At 73.4% G+C, this 12610-nt stretch carries 10 protein-coding genes; 2 read left to right on the forward strand and 8 right to left on the reverse strand.

The features are described from left to right. Positions 1–60 precede the first annotated feature (60 nt). Entirely contained in the window at positions 61–1200 is a 1140-nt protein-coding gene (locus LQ326_RS24745; RefSeq protein ID WP_234539807.1) for an aminoglycoside phosphotransferase family protein, read from the forward strand. 264 nt (positions 1201–1464) lie between these two features. Beyond that, a complete protein-coding gene (locus tag LQ326_RS24750) occupies positions 1465–3474 on the forward strand; it encodes an N-acetylmuramoyl-L-alanine amidase (protein WP_234539809.1) in 2010 nt (669 codons plus the stop codon). A 20-nt stretch (positions 3475–3494) separates the two neighbouring features. Here LQ326_RS24750 and LQ326_RS24755 read toward each other — a convergent pair whose 3' ends face one another. The 8 genes from LQ326_RS24755 to LQ326_RS24790 form a co-directional block, all read right to left on the reverse strand. Then, complete coding sequence (locus LQ326_RS24755; protein WP_234539811.1) at positions 3495–3992, reverse strand: glycosyltransferase family protein; 498 nt, start codon at positions 3990–3992, stop codon at positions 3495–3497. A 266-nt stretch (positions 3993–4258) separates the two neighbouring features. Then, a complete protein-coding gene (locus tag LQ326_RS24760; RefSeq protein ID WP_234539814.1) occupies positions 4259–6922 on the reverse strand; it encodes an ATP-binding protein in 2664 nt (887 codons plus the stop codon). 131 nt (positions 6923–7053) lie between these two features. Continuing rightward, complete coding sequence (locus tag LQ326_RS24765; protein ID WP_234539816.1) at positions 7054–7953, reverse strand: universal stress protein; 900 nt, start codon at positions 7951–7953, stop codon at positions 7054–7056. Positions 7954–8103: 150 nt separating this feature from the next. Further along, positions 8104–8346: a DUF397 domain-containing protein gene (locus LQ326_RS24770; RefSeq protein ID WP_181808710.1), complete on the reverse strand. Its 243-nt coding sequence runs from the start codon at positions 8344–8346 to the stop codon at positions 8104–8106. An 84-nt stretch (positions 8347–8430) separates the two neighbouring features. Next, complete coding sequence (locus tag LQ326_RS24775) at positions 8431–9597, reverse strand: thiolase family protein (protein WP_234539818.1); 1167 nt, start codon at positions 9595–9597, stop codon at positions 8431–8433. Continuing rightward, the gene (locus LQ326_RS24780; protein ID WP_234539820.1) at positions 9594–10643 is read right to left on the reverse strand and encodes a thiolase family protein; all 1050 of its coding nucleotides are present in this window, start codon (positions 10641–10643) and stop codon (positions 9594–9596) included. Before LQ326_RS24780 ends, LQ326_RS24775 begins: the two co-directional genes overlap by 4 nt. Next, complete coding sequence (locus LQ326_RS24785; RefSeq protein ID WP_234539821.1) at positions 10640–11581, reverse strand: Zn-ribbon domain-containing OB-fold protein; 942 nt, start codon at positions 11579–11581, stop codon at positions 10640–10642. Before LQ326_RS24785 ends, LQ326_RS24780 begins: the two co-directional genes overlap by 4 nt. Before the next feature lie 144 nt (positions 11582–11725). Further along, the gene (locus LQ326_RS24790; protein ID WP_234539823.1) at positions 11726–12526 is read right to left on the reverse strand and encodes a crotonase/enoyl-CoA hydratase family protein; all 801 of its coding nucleotides are present in this window, start codon (positions 12524–12526) and stop codon (positions 11726–11728) included. Between the last annotated feature and the right edge of the window lie 84 nt (positions 12527–12610).

The raw sequence follows: 12610 nt of genomic DNA on the forward strand, positions 1-12610 counted from the left end.
GAACCTCTCAAGGACTTCTCAGGCAGGCACCGCAGGTACACGAAGGGATCTGTATCGCCCATGTACGCAGCATCGTCCTCCGTGTCCGCTCCGCCCCGGTCGCTGCGCCCCCGCCCGGCGGGGAGCGAACCCTATCTCGACCCCGCGCGTCCAGGCGCCGCCGTACCGGTCGTGAGCCGGCAACGGCGCGCCGCGGGTCTCGGCACCCAGCCCCTCAGCGGAAGGCTCGACCTCTCCGGCCCCCAGGGCGCGCAGCTGCGCACCGCGATCGCGTCGGTGCACCGGATCTGCCCGGAGTTCGCTCCGGTGCAGGTGCTGCGCCGCTCCGGGCGGTCGGTGATCCTCGTCGGGACGACGGGGCGCAGCACGGCCGTGGCGAAGTGTCTACTGGACCACTCCCCCGCCTGGGCGGAGCGGTCCCGCCAGGAGATAGCCGCATACCGCTCGTTCGTCCGGCACCGGCCGCCGATCCGGGTGCCGAGGCTGATCGCGGCGGATCCGGACAACTGCACGCTGGTGATCGAGCGGATGCCCGGCCGGGTGGCGGCGGTGCAGCGCCACCCGGCGGAAGCCCCGCCCCGCGCGGACACCCGGGCGGCCCTGGGCGCGATCTGCCGGCTGAACGCGTGGCGGCCGCCGGCGGGCACCTTCGACGCCCCGGTGGACTATCCGGCCCGTATCGCCCGCTACCACGAGCTGGGGCTGCTCACCGACCGGGACATGGGTGACCTGCAGAAGCTGCTGCACGGCATCGCGGTCGCGGCGGGCCGCCAGGGAATGGGCCAGTTCTGCCACGGCGACGCCCTGCTCTCGAACATCCTGCTGTCCCCGGCCGGTCCAGTGCTGGTGGACTGGGAGCACGCGGGCTGGTATCTGCCGGGGTACGACTTGGCGACGCTCTGGTCGGTCCTCGGCGACGCGCCGGTGGCGCGCCGTCAGATCAGCCAGATCGCCCAGGCGGCGGGGCCCGCGTCCCGGGACGCCTTCCTGGTGAACCTGATGCTGGTCCTCACCCGGGAGATCCGGACGTACGAGACCGCCGTGCAGCGTTCGATGCACGACGCGCCCCCGGCGGCACCGGGGACGGCCCACGCAAGCGCCGCGCCGACCGGCGAGGAACAGCGGCTGCTGCTCCGGCGGCTGCACGACGACTGCCAGCTGGCCCGCCGGGCCGTACGCGCGGCGGTCGGCACTCGCTGACGGGGGCGAGGATCCGCGGTGCGCTCAGGGCAGCCGCGCACCGCGGATCCTCACGTGTCCGGCGGTGTCACAGACCCCCACTGGTGTACGCCACTGACGCCCCGCAGGCGGGTGGGCCGCCACCGCGAAACTCCCACGACCATCGGATGACATGGGAATTCCGCTCTTTCTGGGCATGATTGACGGATCGCCGGCAAGCCGGTACCACTGAGCCACGCTCAGCCCCGCACGCCCCGTCGCGCGCCATCGCCCCAGGAGGCAGCATTGCGAGGATCCGTCACCGAGCCCACTGCCCCGCACAGCGGCAGACGTACGCGCAGGACGGCCGGTGCCGTCGCCGCCGCGGCTCTGCTGCTGCCGCTGCTGGGCGCGGCTCCGCCCCCGGACACCGGCGAGTCGTCCGCCGGACTGCTCCAGCGGGCGTTCGCGTCCGCATCCGCCGAGTACCACGTGCCGCAGAGCGTGCTGCTGGCCGTCTCCTACCTCCAGTCGCGCTGGGACACGCACGGCGGCGCGCCCAGCGTGACCGGCGGCTACGGCCCGATGCACCTCACCGACGCCCACACCGCGCTGGCCACGGCCACCGAGCATTTCGCCGACGGCACCGAGGACGCCCGCGGCGACAGCGCCCGCCCCGCCCTGCGCCCCAGCGCGAAAATCCCGCGGAACTCCGCGCTCCCGGCCCGTCTGACGACGCTGCCGAAGGCCGCCGCGCTGACCGGGATCCCGGCCGAGGACCTGCGCACCGACGCGGCGGCCAACGTGGCCGGCGGCGCCGCTCTGCTCGCGGCCGCCCAGCGGGGCCTGCACCAGCCGCTCAGCGCCGGTCCGGCGAGCTGGTACGGCGCGATCGCCCGGTTCTCCGGCGCCGACGACACGGCGACCGCGGCGGCGTACGCCAACGACGTGTTCGACGTCCTCCGCACGGGCGAGGAGCGCACCACCGACGCGGGACAGTCCGTCGCCCTCGCCGCCCAGCCGGGCCTGCGGGCCGACACCGCGCAGCTGAAGCTGACCGGGCTGCGCACAGCGGCGGACGACGGCACGGAATGCCCGACAACGGTGTCATGCGAGTGGATCCCGGCGGCCTACGCGCAGTTCGGGGACAACGACTACGGCAACCACGACCTAGGTGACCGGCCGGCCTCCCAGAGCATCAAGTACATCGTCATCCATGACACGGAGGGCTCCTGGGACGGGACCATCAACCTGGTCCAGGACCCGACCTATGTGTCGTGGAACTACACCATCCGCTCCACCGACGGTCTGGTCGCCCAGCACGTCAAGGCGAAGGACGTGGCCTGGCACGCGGGCAACTGGTACATCAACGCCAAGTCGATCGGCATCGAGCACGAGGGGTTCCTCGCCTCGCCGGACGCCTGGTACACGGAGGCGATGTACCGCTCCTCGGCCCGGCTGGTGAAGTACCTCTCCGAGCGGTACGGCATCCCGCTGGACCGGCAGCACATCCTCGGCCACGACACCGTGCCCGGCCCGACCACGTCCACGATCCCCGGGATGCACACCGACCCGGGCCCCTACTGGGACTGGCGGCACTACTTCGAGCTGCTGGATCACCCCTTCAAGCACAAGGCGGGCAGGAAGCACCGGGTGGCGGCGGGCGGTGTGGTCACGATCCTGCCGGACTACGCCACGAACCAGCCGGCGTACACCGGCTGCGTCAGCAAGGGCCAGCCCTGCGCCGCGCACGGTTCCAGCGAGGTACGGCTGTACTCCGACCACGACGAGAACTCGGCCCTGATCAAGGACATCGGCCTCGGTACGGCACCGACGACCGACGTGAACGACCTCTCCTCCCGGGCCTCCACCGGCCAGCAGTACGCGGTGGCGGACACCTGGGGGGACTGGACGGCCATCTGGTACCTCGGACAGAAGGCCTGGTTCAGGAACCCGGCCGCGGCACCGACGGCGGTGCGGGCGGCCGGGCTGGTGATCACGCCGAAGGCGGGCCGGACCGGCATCCCGGTGTACGGCCGCGCCTACCCGGAGGCGTCCGCGTACCCCTCGGGGGTACCGGCCCAGTCGGTCTCCCCGCTGCCGTACACGATCCCCGCGGGCCAGGAGTACGTGGCCGGTGACGAGGTGCCGGGCGAGTACTACTACGCGGTCACCTTCAGCACCGACTCGCACAAGGTCGTGGTGGGCAACGACCTGTACTACGAGATCCAGTACGGCCACCGGGTCGAGTTCGTGCGGGCGGCCGACGTGGACGTGGTGCCGGCCGCGAAGGGCGGACGGCACCACGGGAAGTAGCCGACGGGGGGCGGCCGGCCTCAGCCCTGCTGGAAAAGCTCCGCCGGGAGCGGCTTCAGCAGGGCGTACAGGTCGTCGGTGATCGGGCGGTCCCACGCCGCGATGGTCACCAGGACGCCGTCGCTGCGGTCGAACTGGACGCAGGAGATCCGGCTCTCGGAGAGCTTGAGCCGGCGCACGATCAGCAGGTTGTCGCCCTGCAGGACCGGCATGTCCTCGGTACCGACGACGGTGACGTCCTCGTCGTTCTCCAGGGCGAGGAGGAGCTGGCCGACCTCGAAGGGGACCTCGTCCTCCGCCACCTCGCGGGCCGGGGAGCCCTCGGGGAGGTTGCCGATGATCATCGCGGGGCCGCGGCCGCCGAAGAGGTCGTAGCGCAGGAAGACGCCCTGGCAGGTGCCGTCGGGGGCGGGCAGCAGCCCGGCACCGAGGTTGCCGGGCCAGTCACCCGGGTCCATGGCCAGTACGTCGAATTCGGGACCGGCGGGAGTGGCGCTGCGGCGGCGGAGGAACGACATGCGGTCCATGGTACGGGGCCGGGGTTGTGGGATGCGGCTCAGTGCGGGTGCGGGTCGGCCGGCCGTCGTACGGGGGCCGGCGCCTCTGCGGGGGCCGGCACTTCTGGCGGTCGCTCGGCGAGTGCCGGCGCCGTCGTGGCCTGTCGCGCCCGCGCGGCGGAGCCGCACATCATCAGCCCCTCGGCCCCGGGGTACGTGGTCGTCGGCGCCCGCCGCGAAGCCGCCCCCGCCGTCCCCCGCGCCCGGGCACGACGTCGCCGACGTCGCTACAGAGCCGCCCTTTCCGTCGCCGCCAGCTCGGTTCGGGCCTTGGCCGCCAAGCCGTCCGCCCCGCACCGCTCGGCGGTTTCGAGTCCCCTGCGGAGGTGGGCTGCGTCGTGGAGTTCCGTGCCGAGCGTCACCAGGGCGCAGGCGAGCTCATAGGCGGCCGGGGAGCGCTCCAGGCAGGCCACCGACTCGCGCAGGTACGCCAGACGGGCCTCGCCCGACGAGACCTCCGCCGCCGTGCGCAGGGCCTGGCCGATCGCGGACGGGGCGCCGAAGCGGCGGGCGCGGGTCAGCGCGTCCAGGGCCGTGGTGAGGGCGCGGTCGGGGGCGTCGTCGCTCTGCGCACGGGCCAGGTGGAGCTGCCAGGGGCACCAGGAGGGGTTGCGGATGCCGCGGGGTTCCAGGCGCCGGCCTGCCGAGGCCAGCTGGGCGGCCGCTTCCTCGGTGCGGCCACGGGCGAGGAGCAGTTCGCCGTAGACCGTCTGGGCGTCGGGGAAGACCACGGCCGCAGGGAAGGGCTCCCGGAAGGCGTGGTCCTCGGCGAGGCGGGTGGCCTCGCCGGTGCGGCCGCGGGCGAGCAGGCTCTGGATCAGGGTGCCGAGGGCGTACCAGTGGGCCGGCGTGCCGGGGCCGACGCGTTCGGCGAGGCGCAGGCCGGAGCGGGCCAGGTCCTCGGCCTCGGCGAGCCGGCCGCGCCGGTAACGGACGTATCCGAGGAGGGTGTAGGCGAAGGAGAGGTGGCCGCCGCGCCAGCCCTGGCGTTCGTAGTCGGCGATCCCGGCGGCGAAGAGCTCCTCCGTGCGGTCGGGCCGGTCGGCGTACATGAAGGCGAGGGCGACGAGGACGGGAACCTCGAACCCGCGGTCGGCCTCCGCCCAGCCGAGTCCGCCGGCCAGGGCGCGCTCGGCGTGGTGGAGGGCGACGTCGGCGGGTTCGCCGCGCTGGATCGCGTCCCAGGTGCGCAGCCCGATGACGTACCGCTCGGTGAGGTCGCGGCCCCGGAGGCGGTCGGCGAGCCGGGCCAGGCGGCGGGAGCGGGAGGGGTGGTCGGGTTCGTCGGCGCGGAAGGCGTCCCACATGAACTGTTCGGAGAGCATGCGCAGCCGTACGCGGGCATCGCCGGTCACCGCGATCTCGCGGGCGAGGGTCTCGGACGCCTCGGCGAGGCGGTCGCTGTGGGCGAGGACCTGGGAGAGGCGGTAGACGATGTGGTGGCGCAGCGCGGGCTCGGCGATGGGCTCCTGGAGGGCCGCGCGCAGGTGGTTGACGGTGGTGGCGGGTTCGGTGAGCAGGGAGGCGCTGCCCAGTTCGTAGAGGACGGCGGCGCGCTCCTCGGCGGTCGGGGGTTCGCGCAGGGCGCGGGCGAGGTAGCCGCGGGCGGTGTCGGGGGCGCCGGCCCGGAGGGTCTCGCCTGCGGCGGCGCGCAGTTGCCACACGACCCAGGTGTCGCCTTCGGGATGGGTCTCCAGGAGGTGGCGGGCGGCGGCGGTGGCGCCCTGGCCGTCGTCGGTCACGCACCAGGCGGCCTGGCCGTGCAGGGCGACCCGGGTGGCGGGCGGGATGGCCCGGTAGACGGCGGTGGCGATCAGCGGGTGGACGAACTCCAGGGGCTCGGCGCCGGTGAGGACGCGGGCGCCGCGCAGGGCGTCGGCGGCGTCGGCGGCCTCCTCGTGGCCGAGTCCGGCGACGGCGGCGGCCAGCGCCGGATGGATCTCGGTGCCGAGGACGGCGCAGGCCCAGGCGAACCGGACGGCGGAGGGGCCGAGGCGTTCCAGGCGGGCGATCAGCCCGCTGCCCTTGACGGCGGCGGCCAGGTCGCGCAGCAGGGGTGCGCCGGCCTCGGTGGGGTCGAGGCCCCGGTCGTGGACCTTGGCGGTCAGCTCCACGGCCTCGAAGGGGTTGCCGGCGGTGACGGCCCAGCACTCGTGGCAGAAGGCGTCGTCGGCGTGGTCGCCGAGGCTCTCGCGGACCAGGCCTGCGACGGCGTCGGCGCTGAGCGGTTCCAGGCCGTGCGGGCGGCCGCCGGCCCGTCCGGGCAGGCCACGGAACGCGTCGGCGTGCTCGGGGAGTTCGTCGGGCCGGTAGGCGACGACGACGAGCAGCGGGAGCTGCTCGGCGCGGGGGGCGAACGCGGCCAGCCAGCCGAGGGATTCGGGGTCGGCCCAGTGGGCGTCGTCCAGGACGAGGACCATCGGGGCCCGGCGCACGGCGAGATGGGTGAGCACCCAGTCGAGTCCGTCGCGCAGGCCCTGCTGGTCGGGCGGGGCGCCCTCGGTCGGGGCGCACAGGCCGAGGGCGGGGCCGACGATGTCGTACCAGCTGCCCAGCGAGGCGCGGAGTTCGGCCTCCGACGCGCCGGCGAGCCGGGGGTGCAGGAGCTGGCGGGCGACGTGGAAGGCGACGCGCTGTTCCTGCTCGCCGCCGCGCGCGGAGAGCACGGTGCAGCCCTGGGCGGCGGCGCGGCGGCGGACCTCGGCGAGCAGGGTCGTCTTGCCGATGCCGGCCCGCCCGGCGAACGCGAGCAGCGCGCCGAGCGGCCGGTCGCCCGGTGCCGCGCCGTCCGTCCCGAGGCCGGTGAGTTCGGCCAGCGCCTCGTCGACGGCCGCGAGCTGGCTGTCACGCTCGTAGAGCGTCCGCCGGTTCCGCAGCACCCGCTGTCCCATGACCACCCCCCGCCACGGTGGTACGCGAGCGCGGGGAGCGGGCGCGCACCGTGGCTTGCAGGCAGCTCAGCGTACGCTTCACGGCGGTGATCCGCTCCCTACTGACGGTAACTGACCGAGGGGGCTTGACATCACTCCTGCGGTGGTGAAGGCGGGACCACGGCGATGGGGGCGGCCGCGTGCAGCAGCACGGCGTGGGTGACCGAGCCCATCATGCGGGCGGGGGCGAGCAGGCGCCGGCGGTGGCGGCCGACGGCGACCAGGACGGCGTCCTTCGAGGCGGCGACCAGCCGGCCGGCCGCGTCGCCGGGCAGCGCCAGGACGTCGGCCGCCACGTTCGGGTGGTCCTTGAGGTGCGGGTCGAGGAAGCCCTCGGCGAGGGTCCGGGTCTCCTGCTCGACCTCGTGCTGGTCGACGGCGGACAGGACGAGTCCCCCGGCGGCGGCCCAGCTCCGCACCGGCCACGGGTAGGCGGCGATCACCTGGAGCCGGGCGCCGCGCCGGGCGGCCTCCGCGAAGGCGAAAGCGAGGGTGGCGTCGTCGGGGCTGTCCACGTCCAGGCCGACGACGACCCGGGGACCGGGTTCCGTTCGCAGCTCTTCGCGGACCTCCCGCCCCGGCCGGGGCACGACGACCACCGGGCACGCGGCGTCACGGGCGGCGGCCATGCCGTTGGAGCCGAGCAGCAGGCCGGCGAAGCCACCGCGGCCGCGCGAGCCGAGCACCAGCAGCTGGGCGTCGGCGCCCAGTCCGGGCAGCAGCGCGCTCGGGGCGCCCTCCAGGGCGACGTACTCGACGGTCAGCCCGGCGGTGCCGCGCAGCCGGTCGCGGACCTCGTCGAGCACGGGGTCGCCCCCCTCGTCCGGTTCCCCGGCGACCAGGACGTCGGGCTGCCCCCAGGGGGCGTACTGGCGGACGTGCACCACCCGCAGCGGCGCGTCCCGCTGCCGGGCCGCCGCGACGGCCCAGTCCAGGGCGCGCAGACTGTCGTCGGAACCGTCCGCCGCGGCGATGACCGGCGCAGTGCTCATCGTTCCTCACCTCCGGAATACGACCTTCCCTTTCCGGGGCCAGCCTGGCTGAGGCGACGGCCCCGGGAGGGCGCTGCCGGTCACGTGTCCGGAAATCCTCGCGGAAAGCCCCCTGGTTCACCTCTCTGCCGCCGGAACGGGGGAAGGCGCTCAGGTCAGGTCGAACTCGCCCTCCCGGGCCCCCGACACGAAGGCTCCCCATTCGGCGGGGGTGAAGATCAGGGAAGGGCTCTGAGGGCGGCCGCTGTTGCGCATCGCGATGAATCCCTCGACAAAGGCGATCTGGACATCCCCCAGGCCTCGGCTGCTGGACTGCCAGTCGGCTCCGCTGAGGTCCAGCTCCGGCTTGTCCCAGCCCGCTGCCCGCTGCTGCTGGATGGTGCTCTCGGCCACGTCCGTGCTCCTCTTCGAATTCGTCGTCCGCGGCCAGCCTAGCTTTCGGTTCCGGCACTCAACAGGCCACGTGAACGGGTCCTTTCAGTTGTCGGGGGCCATGGCGCCGACGAGCCACATCGAGAAGAACTGGGAACCGCCGCCGTAGGCGTGCCCGAGCACCTTCCGGGCGCCGTCCACCTGGTGTTCTCCGGCCTGGCCGCGCACCTGGAGGGCGGCCTCGGCGAACCGGATCATCCCGGAGGCGCCGATCGGATTGGTGGACAGGACGCCGCCGGACATGTTGACGGGTAGGTCACCGTCGAGTTCGGTGACACCCGATTCGGTGAGTTTCCAGCCCTCGCCCTCCTCGGCGAAGCCCAGGTTCTCCAGCCACATGGGCTCGTACCAGGAGAACGGCACGTACATCTCGACGGCGTCGATGTCCCGGCGCGGGTCGGCGATCCCCGCCTGCCGGTAGACGTCGGCCGCGCAGTCCTTCCCGGCCTGCGGCGACACCGCGTCCTTGCCGGCGAACAGGGTGGGTTCGCTGCGCATGGCCCCGCCGAGCATCCAGGCCGGCGGCTTCGCCGAGCGGGCGGCTCCGGCACGGTCGCTGAGGACCATGGCACAGGCGCCGTCGGAGGAGGGGCAGGTCTCCGAGTAGCGGATGGGGTCCCACAGCATGGGGGACGCCTGGACCTTCTCCAGGGTGATGTCGTGCTCGTGGAGGTGGGCGTAGGGGTTCTTGAGCGCGTTGCGCCGGTCCTTGTAGGCGACCAGCGAGCCGACGGTGTCCGGGGCGCCGCTGCGCCGCATGTACGCCCGCACATGGGGCGCGAAGAAGCCGCCCGCGCCCGCCAGCAGCGGCTGCTGGAAGGGGATGGGCAGGGAGAGCCCCCACATGGCGTTGGACTCGGACTGCTTTTCGAAGGCGAGGGTCAGCACGGTGGAGTGGACCCGGGCGGCGACGAGGTTGGCCGCGACGAGCGCGGTCGAGCCGCCCACCGAACCCGCCGTGTGGACCCGCAGCAGGGGTTTGCCCACCGCGCCCAGCGCGTCCGCCAGGTACAGCTCGGGCATCATCACGCCCTCGAAGAAGTCGGGCGCCTTGCCGATGACGACGGCGTCGATGTCGGCCCAGCTCAGCTCGGCGTCCTCAAGGGCGCGTCGGGCCGCCTCGCGGACGAGTCCGGCGATCGACACGTCCCGCCGGGCCGCCACGTGCTTGGTCTGGCCGATCCCTATGACGGCCACGGGCTCCTTGCTCATCGCGGATCCCCTTCGAGTACGGCGACCAGGTTCTGCTGCAGACAGGGCCCGGAGGTGGCGTGGGCGAGGGCCCGGTCGGACTCGCCGCGGTGGATGCGGGTGGCGGCCTCGCCGATGCGGATCAGCCCCGCGGCCATGATCGGGTTGGCGGCGAGCGCCCCGCCGGACGGGTTCACGCGTACGTCGTCGCCGAGCCGCAGCGCCTTGCGCAGTACGACCTCCTGGGAGCTGAACGGCGCGTGCAGTTCGGCGGTGTCCACGGGCCGTTCGAAGGCACCGGCCTTCTCGGCGGCGAGCCGCGCGGACGGCGAGTCGGTCAGGTCACGCACGCCCAGAGCGTGCGCCTCGATGCGGTGGTCGATGCCCCGGATCCAGGCGGGCCGGGCGCACAGCTCCCGGGCCCGCTCCCCCGCCGCGAGGATCACGGCGGCGGCGCCGTCACCGATGGGCGGGCAGTCGCCGGTACGCAGCGGGCGTACGACGTAGTCGCCCTGCGGGACCGAACCCCTGAGCTGGGCATGGGAGTTGGTCCGCGCGTCCGTCCGGCTGCGGGCGCCGACGGCGGCCAGCGCGGGCTCGTCGGTCTCCCCCGCGTCGATGAGGGCCTGGGCCTGGAGGGCGGCGAGGGCGACGGAGTCCGGCCAGAGGGGGGCCACGTAGTAGGGGTCGAGCTGGCGGGTCAGCACGTCGCGCACGGAGCCGGGTGAGGACTTGCCGTACGAGTAGACGAGCGCGGTGTCCGCGTCCCCGGTGAGCAGTTTGGTCCAGGCCTCGTACAGGGCCCACGCGCCGTCCATCTCGACGTGCGACTCGGAGATGGGCGGCCAGGCGCCGACGCCGTCCAGGGCGAGGGTGAAGGAGAAGGCGCGGCCGGCCAGGTAGTCGCTGGAGCCGGAGCAGGTGAAGCCGATGTCGGCGGTCTTCAGGCCGGTCTGCCCGAGCACGTCGTGCAGCACCGGCATGAGCATCTCGACCTCGGAGAGCTCGTCGCTGGTGCGGCGGTGGTCGGTCTGCGCGAAGGCGACCAGTGCGATGTCACGCGTCACAGCAGCTCCTTGTACGTCTCGTAGTCCGCGTCGGGCTCGCCGGTCGGCCGGTAGTGGTCGGGGAAGCGGGCTCCCTCGGTCCACACCGGCTCGACCCTGAGCCCCATCCGCACCTGGTCGTAGGGGATTCCGCCGATCCGGCCGTGCAGGGCGAGGCCGGCGCCGTCGAGGGCGATGTGGGCGTAGACGTAGGGCACCTCGATGTCGAGGTTCTTCGCCTTGATGTTGACGATGCAGAAGGTGGTGACCGTGCCGCCGGGACCCACCTCGACCTGTTCCGTTGTGGCCACCCCACATGTGGGGCACGCACCCCTCGGCGGGACGTACACCTTCCGGCAGGAGGGGCAGCGCTCGCCGAAGGTCCGCCGGGACGACAGCGCGTTGATGTAGGCGGACTGGGCGCGGCCGGGCGAGTAGACGTAGTCGAGGCGGGCGTGGGCGACGATGCCGTGGACGGCGTCCTCGAAATCGCCGCTGTGCCCTGACACGTCGGCCGCCGCTCCGTCGTACGGCTCGAAGCAGGCGATGTCCGTGATGGCTCCCGACCGCTCCTCGGCCCACCGGACCCGGACCCGCATGCCGGTGTGCACGGCCTCGGGCCCCGGCGCGTCGAGGGCGTGCAGCAGGGCGGTGTCGGCGCCGTCGAGCTGGACCAGCACCCAGGCGAAGGGGGTACCCAGGGGCTGCCCGCGACGGGGTTCGTGGTTCCAGGCCCAGGTGGTGACCGTGCCGGTGGGGGCGACCTCGACGAGGTCCCGGATCTCCTCGGCGGTGACCGGGTCGTACTCGACGGGCGGCACGAGGGTGCGGCCGTCGGCCGTTCTCACACCGAGGACGACGCGCTCGCGCAGGCCGGTGAGGAAGGCGCTCTGGACGGGGCCGAGGGAACGGGTGAAGGGGAACTCGACGACGAGGGGGGCTTTGAGGACTTCGGGCATCGGGGCCTTGCCTCCTTGAGAAGGTCGATGACCGCGCCCGTTTCCTTCAGGGGCGCGGGGCGCGGACATGTGCGGCTTGCGCCGCGTGGGCGCGGCAAGCCCCGCCGGCCCGCGGCTTTCGGACCGGCCCAGGCCGGCGCTGCGCTACGCACGCTTGTAGACAGGCGGTCGCTTCTCCGCGAAGGCACGAGCGCCTTCCTTCGCATCGGCGGTGTCGAAGACCGGCCAGCCCCGCTTGAGTTCGGCGGCCAGCCCGTCCGCCTCCGTCAGCTCCGCCGTCTCGTACACGGACGCCTTGACCGCCTCGACCGCCAACGGTCCGCACGCGTTGATCTGTTCGGCGATCTCCAGGGCCTTGTCAAGGGCGCCGCCGTCCGGGACGACGTGGCCGACGAGCCCGATGTCCGCGGCCTCGCGGGCGGTGTAGGGCCGCCCGGTCAGCAGCATCTCCAGAGCGTGCGTCCGCGGAATCTGCCGCTGGAGCCGCACCGTGGAACCCCCGATGGGAAAGAGCCCCCGCCGGACCTCGAAGAGACCGAACGTCGCCGACTCGCCCGCCACCCGGATGTCGGTGCCCTGGAGAATCTCGGTACCCCCCGCGACGCAGTACCCCTCGACGGCGGCAATCACCGGTTTGCGCGGGCGATGATGGCGGAGCATCGCCTTCCAGTGCAGATCGGGGTCGGCCTTCAGCCGGTCGCGCAGGTCCTCCCCCGCCATGCCCTTGCCGGCCAGCGCCTTGAGGTCCATCCCGGCGCAGAAGGCACCCCCGGCCCCGGTGAGCACGATCGAGCGGACGCCGTCGTCCTCGTCGGCCTCGATCCAGCCGTCGTACAGGCCGACGAGCATGGAGATCGAGAGCGCGTTCTTCGCCTCGGGCCTGTTGAGCGTGAGCACGAGTGTGGCGCCCTCGCGCCGCACGGTGAGGTGTTCCGTCCCACCCATGGACCCTCTCCCCTCCGAAAGGGATCGTCTCCCCTCCACCAGAACGAGAACAGGTTGCAGTAGCCGGGGAGGCACTTCAAGGGT

The organism is Streptomyces shenzhenensis (assembly GCF_021462265.1).
GTDB classification, from domain to species: Bacteria; Actinomycetota; Actinomycetes; order Streptomycetales; family Streptomycetaceae; genus Streptomyces; species Streptomyces shenzhenensis.